This window comes from uncultured Campylobacter sp. (assembly GCF_947255105.1).
GTDB lineage: Bacteria > Campylobacterota > Campylobacteria > Campylobacterales > Campylobacteraceae > Campylobacter_B.
This window is the reverse complement of record NZ_CAMYFP010000004.1, coordinates 38,526-60,117: the sequence shown is the minus strand read 5'-3', so window position 1 is coordinate 60,117 and position 21,592 is coordinate 38,526. Positions and strand designations below refer to the sequence as shown.

At 36.3% G+C, this 21,592-nt stretch carries 22 protein-coding genes and 2 pseudogenes; 18 read left to right on the top strand and 6 right to left on the bottom strand.

The features are described from left to right. Positions 1-19: 19 nt before the first annotated feature. Positions 20-1,108 carry a transcription termination factor NusA gene (gene nusA, locus Q0X52_RS03530; RefSeq protein WP_297574934.1) on the bottom strand — a complete coding sequence of 363 codons (1,089 nt, stop codon included), beginning with the start codon at positions 1,106-1,108 and terminating at the stop codon, positions 20-22. Positions 1,109-1,274: 166 nt separating this feature from the next. Between nusA and Q0X52_RS03525 the strand changes: the two genes are divergently transcribed. The 4 genes from Q0X52_RS03525 to Q0X52_RS03510 are packed head-to-tail and all read left to right on the top strand — an operon-like array spanning position 1,275 to position 4,247. Continuing rightward, a complete protein-coding gene (locus Q0X52_RS03525) occupies positions 1,275-1,520 on the top strand; it encodes an HP0268 family nuclease (protein WP_297574931.1) in 246 nt (81 codons plus the stop codon). Then, positions 1,498-2,805 carry a tRNA (N6-isopentenyl adenosine(37)-C2)-methylthiotransferase MiaB gene (gene miaB / locus Q0X52_RS03520; RefSeq protein WP_297574927.1) on the top strand — a complete coding sequence of 436 codons (1,308 nt, stop codon included), beginning with the start codon at positions 1,498-1,500 and terminating at the stop codon, positions 2,803-2,805. The genes Q0X52_RS03525 and miaB overlap by 23 nt, the downstream gene beginning before the upstream one ends. Then, the gene (locus Q0X52_RS03515; RefSeq protein ID WP_297574924.1) at positions 2,786-3,433 is read left to right on the top strand and encodes a lysophospholipid acyltransferase family protein; all 648 of its coding nucleotides are present in this window, start codon (positions 2,786-2,788) and stop codon (positions 3,431-3,433) included. Before miaB ends, Q0X52_RS03515 begins: the two co-directional genes overlap by 20 nt. Before the next feature lie 22 nt (positions 3,434-3,455). Further along, a complete protein-coding gene (locus Q0X52_RS03510; protein WP_297574921.1) occupies positions 3,456-4,247 on the top strand; it encodes a hypothetical protein in 792 nt (263 codons plus the stop codon). Here the strand turns inward: Q0X52_RS03510 and tilS are convergent. The 3 genes from tilS to panC are packed head-to-tail and all read right to left on the bottom strand — an operon-like array spanning position 4,231 to position 7,328. Continuing rightward, positions 4,231-5,202 carry a tRNA lysidine(34) synthetase TilS gene (gene tilS, locus Q0X52_RS03505; protein WP_297574918.1) on the bottom strand — a complete coding sequence of 324 codons (972 nt, stop codon included), beginning with the start codon at positions 5,200-5,202 and terminating at the stop codon, positions 4,231-4,233. The genes Q0X52_RS03510 and tilS overlap by 17 nt on opposite strands. After that, positions 5,189-6,505, bottom strand: coding sequence for a 30S ribosomal protein S12 methylthiotransferase RimO (gene rimO / locus Q0X52_RS03500; protein WP_297574916.1), 1,317 nt, complete (start codon positions 6,503-6,505; stop codon positions 5,189-5,191). Before rimO ends, tilS begins: the two co-directional genes overlap by 14 nt. Before the next feature lies 1 nt (position 6,506). After that, positions 6,507-7,328 carry a pantoate--beta-alanine ligase gene (gene panC, locus Q0X52_RS03495; RefSeq protein WP_297574913.1) on the bottom strand — a complete coding sequence of 274 codons (822 nt, stop codon included), beginning with the start codon at positions 7,326-7,328 and terminating at the stop codon, positions 6,507-6,509. 640 nt (positions 7,329-7,968) lie between these two features. Between panC and prfB the strand changes: the two genes are divergently transcribed. From prfB to Q0X52_RS03480, 3 genes are read left to right on the top strand one after another with little or no spacing between them, the layout of a single operon-like run. Further along, the gene (prfB, locus tag Q0X52_RS03490) at positions 7,969-9,066 is read left to right on the top strand and encodes a peptide chain release factor 2 (protein WP_297574911.1); all 1,098 of its coding nucleotides are present in this window, start codon (positions 7,969-7,971) and stop codon (positions 9,064-9,066) included. A gap of 23 nt (positions 9,067-9,089) precedes the next feature. Further along, complete coding sequence (locus Q0X52_RS03485; RefSeq protein ID WP_297574908.1) at positions 9,090-9,413, top strand: type II secretion system protein; 324 nt, start codon at positions 9,090-9,092, stop codon at positions 9,411-9,413. Positions 9,414-9,421: 8 nt separating this feature from the next. Next, a complete protein-coding gene (locus Q0X52_RS03480) occupies positions 9,422-9,823 on the top strand; it encodes a hypothetical protein (RefSeq protein ID WP_297574905.1) in 402 nt (133 codons plus the stop codon). Positions 9,824-9,945: 122 nt separating this feature from the next. Here the strand turns inward: Q0X52_RS03480 and rsfS are convergent. After that, a pseudogene (gene rsfS / locus Q0X52_RS07895) lies at positions 9,946-10,248 on the bottom strand (ribosome silencing factor); the annotation flags it as partial. Between the two features lie 24 nt (positions 10,249-10,272). Then, positions 10,273-10,809 (bottom strand): annotated as a pseudogene (nadD, locus tag Q0X52_RS07890) (nicotinate (nicotinamide) nucleotide adenylyltransferase); the annotation flags it as partial. A 62-nt stretch (positions 10,810-10,871) separates the two neighbouring features. On the opposite strand from nadD, the gene gap reads away from it, so the two are divergent. From gap to Q0X52_RS03420, 11 genes are read left to right on the top strand one after another with little or no spacing between them, the layout of a single operon-like run. Further along, entirely contained in the window at positions 10,872-11,882 is a 1,011-nt protein-coding gene (gene gap, locus Q0X52_RS03470) for a type I glyceraldehyde-3-phosphate dehydrogenase (protein ID WP_297574900.1), read from the top strand. After that, positions 11,879-13,081 (top strand): phosphoglycerate kinase, encoded by a 1,203-nt coding sequence (gene pgk / locus Q0X52_RS03465; RefSeq protein WP_297574897.1) that lies wholly within the window; start codon positions 11,879-11,881, stop codon positions 13,079-13,081. Before gap ends, pgk begins: the two co-directional genes overlap by 4 nt. After that, entirely contained in the window at positions 13,081-13,758 is a 678-nt protein-coding gene (locus Q0X52_RS03460; protein ID WP_297574895.1) for a triose-phosphate isomerase, read from the top strand. Before pgk ends, Q0X52_RS03460 begins: the two co-directional genes overlap by 1 nt. Next, entirely contained in the window at positions 13,755-14,582 is an 828-nt protein-coding gene (gene fabI, locus Q0X52_RS03455) for an enoyl-ACP reductase FabI (RefSeq protein WP_297574893.1), read from the top strand. Before Q0X52_RS03460 ends, fabI begins: the two co-directional genes overlap by 4 nt. Next, positions 14,579-15,595: a tRNA-dihydrouridine synthase gene (locus tag Q0X52_RS03450; protein WP_297574892.1), complete on the top strand. Its 1,017-nt coding sequence runs from the start codon at positions 14,579-14,581 to the stop codon at positions 15,593-15,595. Before fabI ends, Q0X52_RS03450 begins: the two co-directional genes overlap by 4 nt. Next, positions 15,592-16,383, top strand: coding sequence for a 3'-5' exonuclease (locus tag Q0X52_RS03445; protein ID WP_297574890.1), 792 nt, complete (start codon positions 15,592-15,594; stop codon positions 16,381-16,383). The genes Q0X52_RS03450 and Q0X52_RS03445 overlap by 4 nt, the downstream gene beginning before the upstream one ends. Further along, positions 16,380-17,141 (top strand): inositol monophosphatase family protein, encoded by a 762-nt coding sequence (locus Q0X52_RS03440; protein ID WP_297574888.1) that lies wholly within the window; start codon positions 16,380-16,382, stop codon positions 17,139-17,141. Before Q0X52_RS03445 ends, Q0X52_RS03440 begins: the two co-directional genes overlap by 4 nt. 54 nt (positions 17,142-17,195) lie before the next feature. Next, a complete protein-coding gene (locus Q0X52_RS03435; protein ID WP_297574886.1) occupies positions 17,196-18,002 on the top strand; it encodes a DNA ligase in 807 nt (268 codons plus the stop codon). Further along, positions 17,999-18,988 carry a UDP-glucose 4-epimerase GalE gene (gene galE, locus Q0X52_RS03430; protein WP_297574884.1) on the top strand — a complete coding sequence of 330 codons (990 nt, stop codon included), beginning with the start codon at positions 17,999-18,001 and terminating at the stop codon, positions 18,986-18,988. The genes Q0X52_RS03435 and galE overlap by 4 nt, the downstream gene beginning before the upstream one ends. Then, a complete protein-coding gene (locus Q0X52_RS03425) occupies positions 18,985-19,410 on the top strand; it encodes an ecotin family protein (protein WP_297574882.1) in 426 nt (141 codons plus the stop codon). Before galE ends, Q0X52_RS03425 begins: the two co-directional genes overlap by 4 nt. 2 nt (positions 19,411-19,412) lie before the next feature. Continuing rightward, positions 19,413-21,590 carry an STT3 domain-containing protein gene (locus tag Q0X52_RS03420; protein ID WP_297574880.1) on the top strand — a complete coding sequence of 726 codons (2,178 nt, stop codon included), beginning with the start codon at positions 19,413-19,415 and terminating at the stop codon, positions 21,588-21,590. Positions 21,591-21,592 lie beyond the last annotated feature (2 nt).

Sequence of the window (21,592 nt, the reverse complement as noted above, 5' to 3'; positions counted from 1 at the left end):
TCTCTTTAGCCAAATTTAACTAAATATCGCCAAATAACTCTTTTAAGTTTTCTAACCCTGTTTTTGTATCTTTTTTGTCGCTGCTTTCTTCTACAAGCTCTATTCTATGTCCGCAAAGAGTTGAAGCAAGGCGGATATTGATACCATTTTTTCCTATTGCTTTGCTTTTTTGCTCACTATTTATATGAACTGTTGCTATCATATCTTTTATTGTGACTGAGTTTACAATAGCCGGCGCCATCGCCCTTGCTATCAAAACTTCAGGTTTTGGAGAGTATTCAATAACATCTATATTTTCATTGTTTAGCTCTTTGCTAACGGCATTTATCCTAACTCCCTTTACTCCAACTGTTGCGCCAACTGGATCGATGTTTGGTCTTGTTGCACTAAGCGCAACTTTAGCTCTCTCGCCTGGAATTCTAGCGCACTTTTGTATGATGACACTTCCATCTTCTATCTCAGGCACTTGAACTTTTAAGAGAGCCTCTAAGAATTTTGGAGAGGTTCTTGAGATCTCAATTCTTATACCCTGTTTATCAAGATAAATTTTTCTAATAACCGCCCTTACGATATCTCCAACTTCAAAATTTTCGCCTTTTATGCGGTTTTTGCGTGGCATATATACCTTTGCATCATCAATTTCAAGGTAGGTTGTCTCCCACTCATCGACACGTATAACAGTGCCAAAAATAATCTCATCCATCTTCTCTTGATAGTGCTTATAGTTGGTCTCTTCAACAAGCTGTTGAATGTGATAGCCAAGCTCTCTTGAAAGAATCGCAGAGGCAGTTCGTCCAAAGTCACTAAAGTCTATGTAGTATTTGATCTCATCGCCGACACTTATCTCTTTGTTTAGTTTTTTTGCCTCACTAAGTGCCATAAAATGGTTATTATCAACTCTCTCATCATCATTTTTTACTACTAAAATTTTGTGATAGACCTTTATGTTTTTTTGATTTGAACTAAATTCAACATCGTAGTTGTAGTCCTCTCCAAAAAGCTCCTTTGCGCAGTTGATAAAGGCGAGTCTTACCTTTTGTTTGACATCTTCTATGTTTAGATTTTTTTCATTTGCAATAGACTCTACAATATCGCCCATTCTCTCCATCTCTTCTCCTTAACAGCGGTAATTTTCTACTTGGATTTAAATTTATATAAGCTTTTAAATTTATATAAGAGATACAATTATACAAATTTCGCCTTGATTTTAGTTTAATCGGTTTTTTACATAAAATTTGTTATACTCACGAATTCAAAAAATAAAAGGATGGAAAATGGTGTTTAAGCTAGCAAAAAAAGAACTATCCAGCAAGAGTGAGAGTATAAGTATAGAGCAGATTGAAGAGGGTGTAACCAAAAAAGGACATAAAATTTTTTATTTGGATAAAGAAAATAGTAATAAAGAGCTAAAAGCCCTGATAGAGTATTTTGAAAAAAAGGGCTACACAGTCTATCCAAATACCGTAAAATATGGCCTTGATGATGGTGACTATATGTATGAGGTGCATATTTTTGAGTAAGCTGCTCTTTATTGAGACTTTAGGTTGTGCTATGAATGTGCGCGATAGTGAGCACATCATAGCCGAATTAAAAGATGAATATACTCTAACAGATGACGCTACAAATGCAGATCTTATCATCATAAATACCTGCTCAGTAAGAGAGAGGCCAGTGCATAAGCTCTTTAGTGAGATTGGCGGGTTTGAAAAGATACGAAAAGAGGGAGCCAAGATAGGAGTTTGTGGCTGTAGTGCAAGTCATCTTGGTAAAGAGATTTTTAAAAGAGCACCTAGTGTTAGCTTTGTGCTTGGTGCTAGGAATGTCTCAAAGATTACAGAGGCGATAAAAGTAGATAAGTTTATAAGCACCGATATCAACTATGACGAGAGCGAATATGCCTTTGGCGAGTTTAGAAGTTCGCCATACAAATCATTTATAAATATCTCTATAGGATGTGATAAGAAGTGTAGCTACTGTATCGTTCCATATACTAGAGGCGAAGAGATCTCAATACCATCAGAGCTTATTATAAATGAGGCAAAAAGAGCTGTTAAAAGTGGTGCAAAAGAGATTTTTTTACTTGGACAAAATGTCAATAACTACGGCAGACGCTTTTCTAGTGCTCATGACAAGATTGATTTTAGTGACCTTTTGGTAGAGCTTAGTAAGATTGATGGAGTTGAGAGAATAAGATTTACAAGCCCTCATCCTTTGCATATGGATGATAAATTTATCGATGTTTTTGTAAATAATGACAAAATTTGCAAATCCATGCATATGCCACTTCAAAGCGGTTCTAGCAAAATTCTAAAAGCGATGAGAAGGGGCTATACAAAAGAGTGGTTTTTAGATAGAGCTTTGAAGTTAAAGGAGCTTTGTCCCGATATCTCTATAAGCACCGATATTATCGTGGGATATCCAGGCGAGAGTGATGAGGATTTTAAAGAGACTATGGATGTGATAGAAAGAGTTAAATTTCATCAGATATTTTCTTTTAAATTTAGTCCACGTCCGCTTACTCCAGCTGCTAAACTAACGCCACTTGATGATGAGATTGCAAGTGCTAGATTGAGTGCTCTTCAAAGCAGACACAATGAGATTTTAGATGAGATTGCACTTGGTCAAAAGGGCAAGACTATGGAGGTCTATTTTGAAGAGTTTAGAGAGGGCGGAGTTGTTGCAGGAAGAAGCTTTTCAAATTTTTTGGTTCAAGTAGATGGGGGCAGAGAGCTTTTAGGAGAGTGTAGAAAAGTCCTTATAACAGAGCCAAAAAGAATGGTCTTAAATGGAAAGATTGTCTGTTAAAAAGAGGCTATTTTGCACCGTGTTTGGCTATTTGCTTGCATTTGTCATTAGAGCTATAGCCTGGACTTGCAAGCTCAAATTTAGCGATATCACTCTTCCACAAAAGCCCTGTGTCGTTGTCTTTTGGCATGGTCGTCTTGCTATGATGCCACTTGCATACCGCCGTTGGTGGCAAGATAGAAAAATAAATCCAAAGGTCATCATAAGCAACCATAAAGATGGAGAAATTATCACTAGAACTATCGCTCATTTTGGGATTGGTGCCATAAGAGGCTCATCTAGCAAAGGGGCTGCAAGAGCGTTGATTGCTGCCATATCGCAGATAAAAAAGGGTGGCGATACCATCATCACTCCAGATGGTCCAAGAGGGCCAAAACATAGTGTTTCTGATGGTCCTTTTATCATAGCCAAACGCTTAAATGTCCCAATTTATGCGCTAAATTATGAGGCAAGTAGATATTGGCAATTTAAAAGTTGGGATGCGATGATACTACCTAAACCATTTTCTAAAATAAACTTTAGCCTAACAGAGATTAAATTTGATAAAGAGAGTTTGGAAAATAGCAATGAAAGTATAAAAAACACTCTTTTTTTAGCTGCAAAAAATGATGCTAAATTTGATACCTAACAAGAGTACAAAAGGGGAGTAGATGGGATTTTTTAGAGTAAAAAAAAGTCTGTTTTGTAGCGTTATATTAGAGGCTGATTATTATAAAATTTGCCTTAGAGAGATGGGCTCAAAAAATAGAGTTTTAAGCGAGATATTGAAAACTCAAGCCATTGATGATCCGCGCAACATCGCAACTGTTTTGGACGAACTTTTAAAAGAGTATGAAGACAAAAAGATATTTCTCTGTGTGCTTATGGGTGAGGCAACTCAAGGTGTTGTAAAGGGAAGCGAAGTTAGCGACGAAGAGTGCAAAATAGTCACTGTAAATAGCGACTTTTTGGTCTATAACAGAAAAGATGAGGTTGAGGCTATTGATAGTTTGTTTGAGCCATATAAGATCGATGAACATCTAAATGCCCTAAAGCTGCTCTACTTTTTCTATAAAAATGAAAAATTTCAGCAAAATGCCCTTTTTATCTTGAGGTTGGAGCACTCTATTGCTGTTATGTTTGCTGACGAAAATGAGGTATTTGACGCTTATATGGTGGATTTTGTGCAGGAACGTTTAAATGCCATAGTCACCAATCCAAACGACTTAGCGCTTGATGATGAAGATGAGGTTTTTTATCAAACTATCAAAAAGCAGATAGAAAACTTTTACAAAAAAGAGGGTAGTAAATTTGTCCAAAATATCTTTATCTATGACGCTGATGCTAGAAATGACGCCAATATGAGCTACTATATTTTTAAAAATTTACTCATCAAAACTCAAGTTGCACCTATCAAGGTGGTTGATTTTATGAATAGAGTAAATATCAAAGAAAATGGCTAATTGTCTCTAAAAACTCTCTGTTTTCACAAAGATAGGGTCTAATTAGTGGCGGGATTTTTTTAACTCTGCAAAACTCTCTAAACTCTTTTGGCATGGCAGTTTTTACAAATGGCGCTACAAATATCAGCTTATCTTTGTAACCAATAGCCACTTTTCCAGAGATAACTCCATCCTTTTTTGCCCAAATTCTTTGTTTTTGGCTCATTACAATCTGCTGTTTTTTTAGGAGTTTGTCTATTAAATTTATAGAGTTTTGACTATTTTGTAAGATGGCAAAGGGGCCTTTTTCAAAAAGTGGCTTTTCTAAAAGTGCTGATAAATCACTATTTAAAAACTCAAAGCTATTAACAACGCCATCTTTATAAAGCTTGATAAATTTATCGCTAAAGCTTTGTCTGATGAAGTTCCTTTGGTATTTGATATCCAAATTTGAGCTATCGATAAAGTATTTGAGTCTGTTTTTATCAAGATAGTCTATAAGCTCATCTTTTGGCGTAAAAAGTAGCGGTCTAAAGATAGAAAAAGGCTCTTTTTTTTCATAAGGTTGCATGCCGATTAAGTTCCAAAGTCCGCTTCCTTTGGAAAATCTCATCAAAAACCACTCAAACAAATCATTTAGCTGGTGGGCAAAAAGTAGGCTTTTGTAGCCATTTTCTTTGCATATTTGTGCAAAAAATTTATGTCTAGCCTCCCTTGCTCTCATCTCAAAATTACTCTCATTAAGGCTCATGCAAAGCTCTTTTATGTAGATTTTCTTGTGAAATTTAGCGGCTAAGTCTGTAGCTTCATTCATCTCTTGTTGGCTCTCTTTTCGTGTGTTGTAGTTGATAAAAGCAAGATCAAAAGGGATGTTTTTTTCAACTAAGAGCCAAAAAAGAGCGGTGCTATCAACTCCATATGAAAAGGCTAAAAGTGCTGGAAACTCAAGTCTAGAAAGCTCTCTAAGCTCTATCAATTATCTCCCCTAAAAGCTGTCCGTTGCCAAGAGCTTTGGTGATTTTGCAAAGATAACTTTTGCCAATAGAGATATCTTTAACTGCGCTATCGTTGATGAGTATCTCTCCGTCAATTTTTATATCCCATATGGATTTTTTGGCACCAAAAAATAGCTCTCCCTCGCTACTATAGCCATCTATTTGACAGACAAACTCTCTTCCAACATCACTCTTAAAACTCTCATCTAAGATTTTTTTAGTTAATTTTTCTAGTTTTTTAACTCGCTCTTCTACTATCTTTTCATCAACTTCGGGCATATCAAAGCTTGGCGTTCCCTCCTCTTTGGAGTAGGCAAAAACAGAGACTCTATCAAATTTAAACTCATTTAAAAAGCAGACCAGCTCATCAAAACGACTCTCATCCTCTCCTGGATGCCCAACTATAAAAGCTGTCCTTAAAAAGCTATCTTTCGCCTCTCTCATCATCTTTAAAAGCTCTAAAATTTGCTCTTTTTTTGCCCCTCTTTTCATAATGCGAAGCATATCGTTGTTGATGTGTTGTATCGGCATATCAAAGTAGTTTAAGAAGATTTTTGATGAGATGATTTTTTCTAAAAGCGCCCTGCTTGTAGTTGTAGGATAGAGATACAAAATCCTTGCAAATTTGACACCCTCTATCTTCTCAACTGCGTCAATTAGCTCTATAAGACCCTCTTTTAAACCCAAGTCCCTCCCATAACTACTACTATCTTGTGAGATAAAACTAAAGTCATAATAGCCCATTTTTACCAAAGACTCCACTTCACCTACAATCTCTTTTATGCTTCTGCTTTGCAATTTGCCTTTAAAGTTTGGAATGGCACAAAAGCTGCATTTTTGGTTGCAACCTTCAGAAATCTTGACATATGCGTGGTAGTTTGAGCCTGTTATCACTCTTGATTCATCTTTTTGTAGATAGACTTTTGGGCTAAATCTACTCTCTTTTTTGGAAATTAGCTCATCTATTTTGTTAAAATCCCCAACTCCTGAGAAGAGGTCAACTTCTGGAAGCTCCTTTATAAGCTCCTCTTTATATCGCTCCATCAAGCAACCAGTTACGATAAGTAGAGTGTTGCTATCTTTTTTGCAATAGGAAAGCTCCAAAATAGCCTCTATACTCTCCTCTTTTGCAGAGTTTATAAATCCACAGGTATTTACTATCATGACATCGGCACTCTTTGGATCATCTACTAGTTGATACTCTTTTAGCCTACCTAGCATAATCTCGCTATCGATTAGATTTTTGTTACAGCCCAGTGAAAGAAGATAGAGGTTTTTGCTCATATTAGATCCATAAGTTGTCTATAAGTCTAGTCTTGCCAATGTAGGCGGCTATCAATATAAGTGTGTTTTCCATAGTGACCTTTTCAACGCTATTTAGCTCTCTATCGGTAATCTCTACATAATCTATCTTTATAGGCTCCAAAACAGCTCTCATTTGCTCTTTTATCACCTTTGTTGAAAACTCGCCATTTTTGATGAGCTCATTTGCCTTTAAAAGGGCTCTATAAAGTTTTAGTGCCTCTAGTTTTTCCTCTTCATCAAGATATGAATTTCTAGAGCTAAGTGCCAAACCATCGGCTCCTCTTACGATATCGCAAGGAACTAGTTCTATATTTTTAAATGTTGTTTTTATCATCTTTTGAACTATTAGAAGTTGTTGTGCATCTTTTTTCCCAAAATAGACTCTATTTGGCGAAATAAGGTTGAAAAATTTGTTTAAAACTGTCAAAACGCCATCAAAATGTCCAGGTCTTGTAGCACCTTCAAGTTTGGTAGAGAGCGACGTTGGAGCTATGATTTTTACATCATTTGATGGATACATCTCATCGCTACTTGGCATAAATAGCACATCAACACCACAACTCTCGCACGTTTTTATATCTTCTGACTCATTTCTTGGGTAGTTTTCTAGGTCTTCATTTGGCAAAAACTGCGATGGATTGACAAAGTCTGAGACTATACAAAACTCATTTTGCTCTTTTGCCTTTTTTATCAAAGAGCGATGTCCATCATGCAAAGCGCCCATAGTTGGGACGTAGCCTATAGTTTTGTCTAAATTTGACAAAGCATTTTTTAACTCATCGATTGATCTAATTAGTTGCATAATTTTTCCTATATGTTTTAAAGTAATCTAACAGAATGTATGATTATATCTAAAATTTGGTTAATTGGCACTATGGCTGCAGCACTAGCTAAAATAGCATTGATTTTTATCTAAATTTGTAGCTGAAATTTAACGATATTTATCCATTTATGAAAAGGTAGTTAAATTTGACTTCAAACTTTGTCAAATTTATCTCTGCTCTATCTTGAAAGTTCTTACTTTTAATATCATCTCTTGCTATAAATATAAGCTTGCCAATTGAAGTGAAATTTAACTCTTTGCTTTATTTTGTTTGGTCTTGTAAATCCAAGCTTAGATAATTTTGTATTAGATAAATTAGCATCGCAAGAGATTAGAAATTTAACCTTTTTATTGTGCTACGTTTTGTTACATGGTAGCTTTTCTAATATTTTAAAAAGCTGCGATTTGTGGAGTTTTTATATTAATTTTGTTTAGACTGATTTCCAGCCTGCAAAATCATTTTGTTTGTTGAAATTTAATCTTTTAAATTTAGGCTTACTTATTTCAAATTTAGAGCTGGGCAAATTTGTATTGCAAATTTAAAATAACTTAATAAATTTCACGGCACTTCGTTTATATAGTTTTTATGTTATAATTACCTAAAAAATGGAGAGACTTGTTGGACAGTTACGAATACAGCGAGCTTTTGAAAGTGGCAAAAAAGAAAGTTTGCAATGTAGCACTCATCATAAAACCAGAGGAATTGCAAAAAAGACTAAAAGAGATAGAGGCTTGCGAGCTTGATCCAGATCTTTGGAAAGATAGCAAAAGGGCTTCAAAATTGGGAAAAGAGAAGTCATCTATCTCATCAATACTTAAAAAATACAATAGTGCAAAAATGGCTTTAGAAGAGGCTTGCGAGCTTTATGAAATGGCAGTTGATGAAAACGACAATGAGACCTTGACACATCTCTTTGGTGAGTCAGATGAGCTTTTGGAGCAGATTCAAGAGCTTGAAGTATCTATGATGTTAAGCGGCGAGGATGATTCCAAAAATGCCATCATATCTATTCATCCTGGAAGTGGCGGAACTGAAAGTAGCGATTGGGCGAGTATGCTTTATAGGATGTATGTGAGATTTTGTGAAAGAGAGGGCTTTGGCGTTGAGCTTTTGGACTTTCAAGAGGGCGATGAAGCGGGCATAAAAGATGTGAGTTTTATGGTAAAGGGCGAAAACGCCTATGGATATTTAAAGGCTGAAAATGGTGTTCATAGACTTGTTAGAGTTAGTCCATTTGATAGCGCAGGCAGACGTCATACGAGTTTTACAAGTGTGCTTGTAAGCCCTGAAGTTGATGATGATATCAATATCGAGATAGAGGATAAGGATATTAGAATAGATTATTATAGAGCTAGTGGAGCAGGTGGTCAGCATGTAAATAAAACAGAGAGTGCGGTTCGTATAACTCACTATGAAACTGGTATTGTTGTGCAGTGTCAAAACGACAGAAGTCAGCACAAAAACAAAGATACCGCTATGAAAATGTTAAAATCTCGTCTTTATGAGTTTGAACTTCACAAACAAAAAGAAGCAGGCGATCAGATAGAAAAGAGTGACAATAGCTGGGGACATCAGATACGCTCATATGTGCTTTTTCCCTATCAACAGGTAAAAGATCATCGCACAAACAAGAGCTATGGCAACACAGACGCCGTTCTTGACGGAGATATAAAAAAAATAATAGAAGATGTATTGATTGCAAATAATAGTAAATAAATTTTTTAATGAAAGGATAAAATATGAATGAAGAAGGAATATTGTTAGCATTTGGATATAACACCAACGATGCGACATTAAAGCAGCTTAGAGCGATACTTTCAAGGTGCGATTTTGAGCAAACTGAGCTTGAGAAGATTGTTGCACTAAACGATAAACTCAAAACTTATGGTGCATATATTGCTATGTCAAACTCAAATAACTATTTTAAAATCAAAAATGAATCACCTGATAAGCATATCAGAGAGGCAGTAAGAGAGGCGATTTTTTCTTGGTCAGATAAAAACAAGAGAAAGTTAGAAAAGGTTGAAGGCAAAGAAACCTACTATATAACAGACAGATTTTAGGAAAAGGGATGAAAAAGTATCTATTTTTGCTCTTTTTAGCATTTGTTTTTGTTGGTTGTAGCACAAAAGATGGAGCTTTTAAAAAGACAGATGAGGTCTTTATACAGCCTGTAAAACTTGAGCCATCAAATGTAAATTTAGCTACAATTTGCGAAAATCAAAATCAAGAGCAGTGTTTTGCCTCTGCTAAAAAGGCGTATGAGCAGCAAAATTATGCTTTGGCTATTAGAATTTTTGATAAGGGTTGTTCCGGATATCAATACATTCCATCTTGCCTAAGACTTGCTAAGATGCTTGAAGAGGGCGAGGGTTGTGTTAAAAATGTAAGCCTTGCAAAAAGCCTTTATACTAGAGCTTGCTTTTCTGGGTACAAACCAAGTTGTAAAGAGATGAAAAGGCTAGAAAAATAAGATAAATTGCCCAACTTATGGGCAATTTATCCCAAATTTAAAGCTTTAAATTTGGGATAGCCATGTTGAAATTTAAACAAATTTAGACCTAAATTTTATAATTAAATTTCAAATTTAAAATATTACTTATGCTCTAACTTTAGAGTTGCCAAAAGCTCTTCAATGTTGTATTTTGAGCGGTAGTTCTCACTCATTAGATGAATTATGATATCGCCAAGGTCAATAACGCTCCACTCATCGCTACTTTCAACATTTAAAAACTTCTCATTAAAAGGCTTTAGACCCTCTTTTATATCATCAATCAAAGAGGCGCTCTGTCTTGTTGCAAGAGTTGTTGCGATAATGACATTTTTAGCCATATACTCTTTGCCACTCATATCGATGACCTCAACATTTTCAGCCTTTTTGTCCTCTAAAATTTCAACTATTTTTGCAATTTTTTCTTTCATTTTCAATCCTTGATAAAATTTCACAATCTCTTTTTGTAGCTTAGCAGGTATTTTGCTAACCTCCAAACTCTCTCTAATATATGATGATGAGATATTAACATCTATATCAAATTTTGCCAAATATTTTGGTATTTTTATGTGATTTCTACTTGCAATTATAAAAGTTACAAGCTTATTTAGCTCTTCAAAGCTATCCCAAAGGTGCAAAGAGCTTAGATGATCAGCGCCAATGAGTAGATAAAACTTCTCTATCTCATATCTTTTATAAAGCTCTCTAACACTTTCTATAGTCGGTACAGGGCGATTTTGATCTATCTCATAGGTGCTTACCTCAACCCTGTCAAGGTCGCCCCAAAGTTTTTTTGCCCATGAGTAGCGAAGTTTTGGAGGGGCGCTGTAGCTATATTTGAATGGATTTATATAAGTTGGCATTATAATTAGCTTATCGATATCTAAATTTGCAAGGGCACTTTTTACAATTGTATCATGCCCAAGGTGCGGCGGGTCGAAACTTCCGCCAAAAAATGCTAACTTCATTTAATGTTTTTTAACCTTTAGTTTAGTAAAATGTAGGTCATTATACCTAAAAAGGACGATAAATGAGTTTAAAGATTGCAATCAATGGTTTTGGGCGGATAGGTAGGTGCGCGGCAAGAATCATCTCAAATCGCGATGATGTCGAGCTAGTTGCCATAAACGATACAGCAAAAAGAGAGGTAACTAGATATCTTTTACAATATGACTCAGTTCACGGCAAATTTAACAAAAAAGTAGAGTATATAGATGAAAATAGCATTGCGATAGATGGCAAAAAAATCCCAGTTTTTTCTACAAGAAGCCTAGATGAGCTTAACTTTGATAAATACGGCGCACAGGTAGTTTTAGAATGCACAGGGGCATTTTTAACGACACAAGATTGTGCCCCTTATCTAAAAAAAGGTATAAATTTGGTAGTGCTTTCAGCCCCTGCAAAAGATGAGACTCCAACCTTTGTGATGGGTGTAAATGAAGAGAGTTACAACAACCAATCAATCATCTCAAATGCAAGCTGCACAACAAATTGTTTAGCGCCAATTGCCAAGATAATAGACAGAGAGCTTGGTATAAAAAAGGGCTTGATGACAACCGTTCATGCCTATACCAACGGACAAAGTCTGCTTGATATTAAGACTAAAGATCTAAGAAGAAGTAGGGCTGCGGCTTGCAATATAGTTCCAACTACAACTGGTGCTGCAAAAGCGATAAGTCTAGTTCTTCCAAATTTAAAGGGCAAGCTCCATGGACAAAGTATTAGAGTGCCTGTTCCAAATGTCTCTATGGTAGATCTTACCGCTTACTGCGAGAAAAAAACCACAAAAGATGAGCTTAATGAGATTTTTATTGAGTATTCTAAAGGGCAGATGAGTGGGATTTTGGGTATTGATGAGGAGTTTAGAGTTTCTAGTGATTTTGTTGGCTCTAGCTATTCTAGTATCGTTGCAACCGACTTAACTCAGGTAATTTGCGATGACTTTATAAAAGTTATGGCGTGGTATGACAATGAGTGGGGTTATTCGCAAAGACTTGTGGATTTGGCACTCTATGCAGCAAAGAGCAAAGGACTTAAATGACAGGGATACTTTCTATAAAAAACATTGAGCTTAAAGAGGGCAGTAGGGTATTTTTAAGATGTGATTTTAATGTCCCTATGGATGAGTTTTTAAATATAAGTGATGATAGAAGAGTAAGATCGGCCATTCCAACCATAAGATATTGTCTAGATGAGGGATGTAGTATAGTGCTTGCTAGCCATCTTGGACGACCTAAAAATGGATATGAAGAGCGCTTTTCTTTGGAGCCTATTGCAAAAAGACTTTCAAGACTTCTTAAAAAAGAGGTTAAATTTGTAAAAGATGTCATAGGCGATAAGGCAAAAAAAGCTGTAAATGAACTAAAAAGTGGCGAGATTTTACTCCTTGATAACTTGAGATTTCAAAAGGGCGAAACTAGCAATGATGATAAATTTGCAAAGACTTTGGCAAGTTTTGCAGACTACTATATCAATGACGCATTTGGCGTATGTCACAGAGCGCACGCTTCAGTTGAGGCAATCACTAAATTTTTCGATGATCGCCACAAAGCAGCTGGATTTTTGCTCATAAAAGAGATAAATTTTGCCCAAAATCTCATAAAAAAACCAATTCGTCCATTTGTCGCTGTAGTTGGCGGAAGCAAGGTAAGTGGCAAACTTCAAGCCCTAACCAACCTCATACCAAAAGTAGATAAGCTCTTAATTGGCGGCGGCATGGCCTTTACCTTTTTAAAAGCACTTGGATATGGTATCGGAAACTCACTTTTAGAGGAAGATTTGATAGATGAGGCTTTGGAGATACTAAATAGAGGAAAAGAGCTTGGAGTTAAAATTTATCTTCCAGTAGATGCCATAACAGCAATGGTTTGTAGCAATGAGGCAGTTACAAAGATAACTACAACGCAGGAGATTCCAAAGGAGTGGATGGCCCTAGATATCGGTCCTGCAACTGTTGAGCTCTTTAAGATTGCAATGAGTGATGCACAGACTATTTGGTGGAATGGACCAATGGGAGTTTTTGAGTTGGATAAATTTGCCAAAGGAAGTATTAGGATAAGTCACGCTATAGCCGAGAGTCAAGCAACTAGCGTTATAGGTGGTGGAGATACTGCTGATGCAGTTGAAAGAGCAGGAGATAGCGACTATATGACCTTTATCTCAACGGGTGGTGGAGCTAGTTTGGAGCTAATAGAGGGCAAAGAGCTGCCAGGAGTTAAGGCTCTTATAAGGAGAGATTAGTGAAGTTTTATGCAAATTTAAAGTCAAATCATACAAGAGAGAGTTTTAGCAACTATGCAGAGATTTTAGACAAAGAGCTAGATGGGCAAAGTGTAGTTGTTTTTCCGCCATTTAGTGCATTTAGTGGCAAAAAGCACAAGTTTAAACAGGGTGCTCAAAACTTCTATCCAGCACTTAAAGGCTCTTTTACAGGGGAGATTACCAAAGAGATGCTTGATGAGTTTGGTATAGAGACACTTTTGATAGGGCATAGTGAAAGAAGAACTATTTTAGGTGAATCGGATGATTTTTTAAGGGATAAATTTGAGTTTGCCAAAAAACAGGGCTATGATGTAGTCTATTGTATAGGCGAGAGCGATATTGTCTATATGAATGGCTCAACCAAATCTTTTTTAAAATCACAGCTTAAAAACATAGATCTGGGCTACGATAAGCTAACCATTGCTTATGAGCCTATTTGGGCTATTGGAAGTGGCAAGAGTGCAACAACAGAATATATCAAAGAGATTTTGGACTTTTTAAAAACTCTAAGTAATGCCCCTTTGCTTTATGGAGGTAGCGTAAATTTGGAAAATATAAAGGCCATCTCACAAATCAAAAATTGCGATGGAGTTTTGGTGGGAAGTGCCAGTTTAAATGCAAAAGAATTTTTAAATTTAATAAAGGAGTGTAGATGATTCTTAAGGGAAAAAAGGGACTAATTGTCGGTGTTGCAAATCAAAGATCGATAGCTTATGGAATAGCCAAAGCTTGCAAAGAGCAGGGTGCAACTCTTGCTTTTACCTACCTAAATGAAGCTCTATTTAAAAGGGTAAAACCAATAGCAGATGAGCTTGGAAGCAGCTTTGTCTATGAGCTTGATGTAAACAATCAAGAGCATTTAGACTCTTTAAAAGAGCATATCAAGAGGGATTTAGGAGAGATAGATTTTGTCCTTCACGCAGTTGCTTTTGCACCAAAAGAGGCTTTGGAGGGCGATTTTGTCGATACTTCAAAAGAGGCGTTTGATATTGCTATGGGAACTAGTGTCTATTCTCTCATCTCTCTTACAAAGGCAGTTTTGCCAGTTTTAAATGAGGGTGGCTCTATCCTAACTCTAACCTATCTTGGCGGACCTAAATTTGTCCCTCACTACAATGTTATGGGAGTTGCAAAAGCAGCGCTTGAGAGCACTGTAAGATATCTTGCAAGAGATCTTGGTAGAAAAAACATAAGAGTAAATGCCATCTCAGCTGGTCCTATCAAAACTTTAGCAGCTAGCGGGATTGGAGATTTTAGAATGATTCTTAAGTGGAATGAACTAAACTCACCTCTTAAAAGAAATGTAACTATAGAGGATGTTGGCAAGAGTGGCGCCTATCTTTTGAGTGATCTCTCAAGTGCAGTAACGGGCGAGATTCACTATGTAGATGGCGGTTACAACATCATGGGAATGGGCGACGTTGAGAAAGATGATGATGGCAATACCACTCTTTGTTGGGACATGGACAAAATAAAATGAAGTTATTAAGCTCTGTTAGCTTTGGCAGTTATGAAGCAAAAAACAGAGTTGTAATGCCACCAATGTGCCTCTATATGGCAAAAGATGATGGAATGGTAGAGCCATTTCATCACACTCACTATGCCGCAAGAGCTATCGGAGAGGTTGGCACTATCATAGTTGAGGCAACAGCTGTCCAAAAGCGCGGAAGGATAAGCGATTTTGATCTTGGACTTTGGGATGATAGTCAGATAGACTCTCACGCCAAACTTGTAAAAGAGATAAAGAGCTATGGTGCTTTGGTTGGAGTGCAGCTATCTCATGCTGGCAGAAAGAGCAAAAGTTCTACAACAAAGCCTGTTGCGCCATCTAAGAGTAAATTTAGCGATGAGTATGATGAGGCTAGAGAGTTATCTATTGATGAAATTTATGAGATAATTGACTCTTTTATAAGTGCTTCTAAAAGAGCGGTTGAGGCTGGATATGACTTTGTAGAGATACATGGCGCTCATGGCTATTTGATACATCAGTTTTTAAGTCCGCTAACTAACCTTAGAGATGATAAATTTGGAAAAGATCTACTCTCTAGGTTTAATTTTCTTTTTGAGATAGTGAGTAGGTTAAAAAAAGAAAATATTGTCTTTGGCGTTAGGATAAGTGCAAGCGAGTGGGAGAGTGGCGGTTTTGATATTGAGGATAGCAAAAAACTTGCTGTATGGCTTGATTTTCTTGGTGCAAGTTATATCCATGTAAGTAGCGGCGGCAACCATGAAAAGCCAAGTTTGATGCCAAAAATCGAGCCTTTTTATCAGTGCGGTTATGCAAAAGAGATCAAAAAAGTTGTAAATATACCAGTTATTGCCGTAGGACTTATAACTACGCCAAATGAGGGAGAGGCACTTTTAAAAGGAGAAGTTTGCGACATGGTAGCTTATGGACGAGAGCTTTTAAGAAATCCAAATTTAGTTCTGTTTGCCTTGGCAAATAGTGACAAAAGTAAGATTCCAAATCCATACAAAAGGGCGTTTTTATGATTTGTGTTTTTGATGTTGAGACAATTCCAGATGCTAGTGTTATAAGATCTGTTTTTGGGTATGAGGGGAGCGATGAAGAGGTTGGCGTTACTGCTCAAGAGGAGTTTTTGAAAAATAATGGCACTACATTTTTGCCAGTTTGCTTTCATAAAATTGTCTGCATAAGTGCTGTAATTGCCGATGACTTTGGCAAGTTTAAGAGAGTTTCTACCATGAAGGGAGAGGATGAAAAGAGTAGAATTGCTCAGTTTATAAGCTTTCTTAACTCACACAATCCGCGCCTTATAAGCTTCAACGGCAGAGGCTTTGACCTTCCTTTGATAATGGCTAGAGCGATGAGATACAATCTTAGCGCGCACTCCTATTTTGAGGTTGAAAACAAGGAGCTAAACAAGAGCAAATGGGAGAACTATCGCTACCGATATAATGAGCGCTTTCATTGTGACTTGCTAGATCAAATTAGCGATTTTGGCGCTATTAGAGGATTAAAACTTGATGAGATTTGCAAAAGTGTTGGCTTGCCGGGCAAATTTGACACCAAAGGCGATGAGGTAAGCGCTCTTTTTTATAGTGATAGCTTAGACCTTATAGAGCAGTATTGTGAAAGTGATGTTTTAAATACCTATTGGCTCTTTTTGAAATTTGAGCTTTTAAAGGGCAATTTAGTCATAAATGATTATTGTAACTATCTTTCTGTTATGAATGAGTTTATCAAATCAGACGATAAAAACTACAAAGAGGTCTTTTCCAAGGCGATAGAAGATGAGATTAAGGGGATTTTGTCTTGATAAATTTAGAGGCGATAAGAGATAAATTTAGACCATTTTTGATGGAACTTGGAGAGTTTTTAAAGACTGCGTCTAATTTTGATATTGAGATGAAAAGTAGCAAAATAGACTTTGTAACATCGATTGACAAAGAGTGCGAAGAGAAGATCATCAAATTTATCCAGACAAACTTTGCAAGCTTTTCTATACTTAGTGAAGAAAGTGGCGAGATAAAGGGAAGCTCTCCTTGGACCTTTGTCATTGATCCAATAGACGGCACGACAAATTTTATCCATAGGTATCCGATCTATTCTATAAGTATTGGTCTTAAAAAAGATGATGAAACTATGCTTGGAATAGTCTATTTGCCACTTTTGGGCTTCTTTTTTCATGCCATAAAGGGAAGCGGTGCATTTTTAAACGAACAAAGGCTTAGCGTCTCTTTGACTAGCTCTTTAGACAAAGCGCTCATCTCTACAGGTTTTCCCTATAGCAGAGCTACTTACAATCCAAATTTGAAGTATTTTAACAAAATCATAAACAAAATAGCAGGTATTAGAAGAAGTGGAAGTGCAGCGGCTGATCTTTGCTTTTTGGCGGCTGGTTTTTGCGATGGTTATTTTGAGTTTTGCATAAATGAGTGGGACTATATTGCAGGAGAGCTGATCTTAAGCGAGGCAGGCGGGCATGTAGAGCATATAAAACTAGAAAAAGACATTATGTTTTTTTATACAAATTCCAAGATTGATAGTTGGCTTAAAGAGGCACTTTTTTCATAGTTTTGTTTTTTATGAAGCTTTTGATATAATTTAAAACTTTTTTGGAGGCGAAATTTGAGAGTTTTACTTATTGTTTTGGCCCTAAATTTATCCCTTTTTAGCGACATTATGCTTGTTGGAGTCTATAAAGATCAAAATATCAGCGGCTATGTTGTAAGCGAGAAATATGACGGCGTTAGAGGGTTTTGGGATGGAGAGAAACTTCTTAGCAAAAGTGGCAAAAGACTCTTTGTGCCTGAGTTTTGGACGAAAGAGTTCCCGCCATTTGCTATTGATGGTGAGATATGGAGCAAAAGAGGCGAGTTTGAAAAGATTCTCTCAATAGTCACAACCAAAGATGACAAAAGTAGATGGAGCGAGCTTAAATTTATGGTATTTGATGTGCCAAATGCCAAAGGTGGGCTTTTTGAGCGACTTGAGATTTTACAAAAATATCTAAACGCTCATCCAAACAGCCCGATAAAAATAATAAAACAAGAGCCTATAAAAGATAAAAAAGAGTTGAAAAAACGGCTAAAAAAAGTGGTTGATTTAGGTGGTGAGGGACTTGTTGTAAGAGATCCAAAGGTGGGCTATATAAAGGGTAGGAGTGATAAAATCCTAAAGGTAAAGCCATATTTTGATAGTGAGTGCGAAGTTGTTGCCATCAACGATGGAAAGGGCAAATACAAAGGAATGATGGGCTCAATAACCTGCAAAGATGGCGATGTAGTTTTTAGGATAGGTGGCGGTTTTAGTGATGAAATGCGAGCCAATCCACCAAAGCTAGGAACAATTGTCACATATAAATTTAACTCATTTACAAATGGCGGTAAGCCCAAATTTGCAAGATTTTTAAAGATAAAAAAGGAGATAGAGTGAAGATACTTATTACTGGTGCTGCTGGATATATCGGCTCACACACATTAAAGCTCATACTTGAGACTACCGATGCAAAAGTCGTTGGTATAGACAACTTTTATAGTGGAAGCAAAGAGGCGATAGAGAGTTTAAAAAAGATAAGAGATTTTGATTTTGTAGAGTGCGATCTGTGCGATAGTGCAAAACTAAGAGAGCTTTTTAAGCGCTATAAATTTGATGCTATTATCCACTTTGCTGCCTATATTGAGGTTTTTGAGTCAATGCAAAATCCTATAAAATACTACCAAAACAACACAGCAAATGCACTAAATTTAATTGCATTAGCAAGAGAGTTTAAGGTAAATAAATTTGTCTTTTCATCTACAGCGGCAACTTATGGAGAGCCAAAAGATGGCGTTGTAAGCGAAGAGAGCTTGCAAAATCCAATCAATCCTTACGGCAAAAGTAAGCTTATGGTTGAGTGGGCACTAAAAGATGAAGGCAGAGCAGATGAGAGTTTTCGTTATGCAATACTTCGCTATTTTAATGTTGCTGGTGCTAGCAGTGATGGGCTTTTGGGACAAAACTATCCAAATGCAACTCATCTTATAAAGGTAGTTTGTCAGACAATTCTTGGCAAAAGAGAGAAGATGAGTATATTTGGAGATGACTATCCTACAAAAGATGGCACCTGCATAAGAGACTATATACATATAGAAGATCTTGCACTAGCTCACATAAACGCGTTGCACTACATAGATAAAAACCATAGCGAAGTTTTTAATGTAGGTTATGGCAACGGCTTTTCTGTAAAAGAGGTGATAGATAGAGCAAAGGTTGTAAGTGGAGTTGATTTTAAGGTTGAGATTGCAAAGAGAAGAGATGGCGATCCCGCTGTTTTGGTATCGAAAGTAGATAAGCTTATAAATTTAACAGGATGGAAGCCTCAAAAAAATGACCTATCTATCATCATAAAAAGCTCTTTGGAGTGGGAAAAGAGACTATGAGAGCAGTTTTTTTAGTTGTTGTTATGCTTTTAAATTTCAGCGGAGCAGAGATTTTGTCAAAAGATGGTTATAGAGTAGAAAAGATAGAGTTACAAAAAAGAGATGATGAGTCAAATTTAAAGGTAGAGGTAGAGTTTGGGCAGTTTAAGCTGCTAGATTGCAATAGTTATTTTTACATAAACTCAAACCTAACTACCAAATATGACGGCTTTGATGAGTACTATTTTTTTAGTAAAAGCGATGAGCTTGCTAGCACAGAGATGCTTTGTTATGGTAAGAAAAAGTCCAAATTTGTCCTTTATCCAAGCAAGATAGTTGTAGATTATAACTCAGCTAGACCAATTACAATTCATCTTCCAAAAGAGGTCTTAGTTAAAGTTAGTATCTATAAAAAAATAGAGAGTTTTATAAAGGGTGAATAAAAATGAATAATACAAAAGTCTTTGGTTGCTTTAAAGAGTGTGATTGGATACGAGTAGTTATCTATATAGCACTAGCCTATATTTTTAGCGTCTATGCAAGGATGGACTGGGTTAATTGGGTCTACTCTTTGCAAAACAGTGGTGCCCTTTTCTACAATGGCGAGATTATGGTAAATACAAATGATTCCTATATTTTTGCCAAGGGCGCAAAGGATATGTTAGATGGTAGCTACAACAAAGAGAGTTTAATTTTTACTGGTAGCTTTTTATCGTGGCTTACATATCTTATCTCATCGCTCTTTACATCTCTTAAATTTGAGACAATTTTACTCTATATGAGTGCCTATTTTTCATCTTTGATAGTTGTGCCTTTGATTTTGATTGCAAAGGAGTTAAAGTTCCTTGAAGCTGGCGCAATAGCTGCTTTTATCGCCTCTGTGGCGCTTAGCTACTATAACAGGACTATGGCTGGCTACTATGATACAGATATGCTTACTATAGTTTTACCTTGCTTTGTGCTGTGGGCGATGATAAGATCAACTAAAAATGATAGTAATATAGATCTATTATTGTCATCTATCTTTATCTTGATTTATGGCTACTGGTATGCTTCATCCTACTCGCTAAATTTGGCGATGATTGGCACCTATTTTGCCTATACTTTGCTATTCCAAAGAAAGAGAGTTCAAAACTACAAAGCGACTATCTTTATGCTACTTGCTGCAAACCACAACCCACTTTTTATCGAAATAGCGCTTTTTGCTCTCTTTTTTGTTCTGCTTTGTTATAAAAAAGAGACAAATTTAAAGACAATGATTTCTTTGGCTCTTTTTGCTATTGCCTTGACCATATACAATGGCGGACTAGCTCCTATAATTAGCAAGTTAATAGGTTATATACATCAAGACAGCACCCAATTAGGTGTTTTTCATTTTTATAATGTAACAGCGACTATTTATGAGACTGAGCTTATACCATTTGATACTTTTATGAAGAGAATTAGCTCAGCTCCTTGGGTCTTTTATCTATCTAGTGCTGGAGTTTTGCTACTATTTTTTAGAAAAAAAGAGATGCTTTTAGCACTGCCTATGCTAGGTCTTGGCTTTATTGCTCTTAAGGCTGGACTTAGATTTACGGTATATGCTGTGCCGATAATGGCACTTGGCTTTGGATATCTACTCTTTTTTATAATAGAGATGATTTGTCTGTTTGTAACAAAGTTGCAGGAGCTACCTATTGTCAAATTTATACTATCTTTGGCTCTTTTTATACCGGCTACATTTTTTGCACTTAAGCCATCGATTGCTCACATCAAAGAGTATAGACCTCAAACTGTCTTTGTAAATGATGAGGTCAAAGTTTTAGAAGAGCTGGATAAGATAGCCGATAAAAAGGACTATACACTTGCTTGGTGGGATTATGGCTATCCGATTATGTATTATGCCGATACAAATGTTCTTATAGATGGTGGTGTTCATAAAGGCAGTGATAACTTTGCTGTAAGTTATGCTTTAACACAAGATCAGGTAAGATCTGCCAATATGGCAAGGATAGAGGTTGAATATCTTGATAAAGAGAGAAATGAAAAAAACGTTTCAAAAACACCAAGGCTAGAGAGAATTTTGCAAGACTACAAAATAGAAAATAATAACATAGATCTTTTTTATAGCTATCTTGGGGATAGAAATTTAACTCTGCCTAATAAAACTAGAGAAATTTACTATTATTTACCATATAGAATGTTTAGTATCTTTTCTACTGTCAAGCTCTTTTCAGAGATTGATCTATCCACAGGCAAGAGCAACACGCCATCTTTCTTTTATGAGACAGATTTTTTCCAAGAAAAAGATGGCTTGATTGTTACAAGGGATTTTGTGGTAGGTACCAATGCAAATAAAGAGTATTTTATACAGATGGATAAAAACACCATTCCTATAGAAAAGGTGATAATAACTAGCTATAGCGGCAATATTTTAAATAGTGAAGTTGTCTTTAACAAAGGTAGCGACGCGCCTCTTTATCTTATATTTATGAAAGATTATAGAAAGATGTTGTTGCTTGATAAAAAGATGTTTAATTCGACCTTTATACAGCTTTTTGTGCTTGAAAATTATGATAAAGAGCTGTTTGAACCTGTCATTTTAAGTCCATGGACTAAAGTTTATAAACTAAAAAGATAGAA

Coding starts and splice junctions, on each gene's coding strand:
- Q0X52_RS03515 (WP_297574924.1), top strand. CDS start 2,786: ATGGAAAGATTGTCTGTTAAAAAGAGGCTATTTTGCACCGTGTTTGGC.
- Q0X52_RS03485 (WP_297574908.1), top strand. CDS start 9,090: ATGAATGAAGAAGGAATATTGTTAGCATTTGGATATAACACCAACGAT.
- Q0X52_RS03420 (WP_297574880.1), top strand. CDS start 19,413: ATGAATAATACAAAAGTCTTTGGTTGCTTTAAAGAGTGTGATTGGATA.
- fabI (WP_297574893.1), top strand. CDS start 13,755: ATGATTCTTAAGGGAAAAAAGGGACTAATTGTCGGTGTTGCAAATCAA.
- Q0X52_RS03510 (WP_297574921.1), top strand. CDS start 3,456: ATGGGATTTTTTAGAGTAAAAAAAAGTCTGTTTTGTAGCGTTATATTA.
- Q0X52_RS03525 (WP_297574931.1), top strand. CDS start 1,275: ATGGTGTTTAAGCTAGCAAAAAAAGAACTATCCAGCAAGAGTGAGAGT.
- Q0X52_RS03445 (WP_297574890.1), top strand. CDS start 15,592: ATGATTTGTGTTTTTGATGTTGAGACAATTCCAGATGCTAGTGTTATA.
- Q0X52_RS03450 (WP_297574892.1), top strand. CDS start 14,579: ATGAAGTTATTAAGCTCTGTTAGCTTTGGCAGTTATGAAGCAAAAAAC.
- rimO (WP_297574916.1), bottom strand. CDS start 6,505: ATGAGCAAAAACCTCTATCTTCTTTCACTGGGCTGTAACAAAAATCTA.
- Q0X52_RS03480 (WP_297574905.1), top strand. CDS start 9,422: ATGAAAAAGTATCTATTTTTGCTCTTTTTAGCATTTGTTTTTGTTGGT.
- Q0X52_RS03425 (WP_297574882.1), top strand. CDS start 18,985: ATGAGAGCAGTTTTTTTAGTTGTTGTTATGCTTTTAAATTTCAGCGGA.
- miaB (WP_297574927.1), top strand. CDS start 1,498: ATGAGGTGCATATTTTTGAGTAAGCTGCTCTTTATTGAGACTTTAGGT.
- pgk (WP_297574897.1), top strand. CDS start 11,879: ATGACAGGGATACTTTCTATAAAAAACATTGAGCTTAAAGAGGGCAGT.
- nusA (WP_297574934.1), bottom strand. CDS start 1,108: ATGGAGAGAATGGGCGATATTGTAGAGTCTATTGCAAATGAAAAAAAT.
- gap (WP_297574900.1), top strand. CDS start 10,872: ATGAGTTTAAAGATTGCAATCAATGGTTTTGGGCGGATAGGTAGGTGC.
- panC (WP_297574913.1), bottom strand. CDS start 7,328: ATGCAACTAATTAGATCAATCGATGAGTTAAAAAATGCTTTGTCAAAT.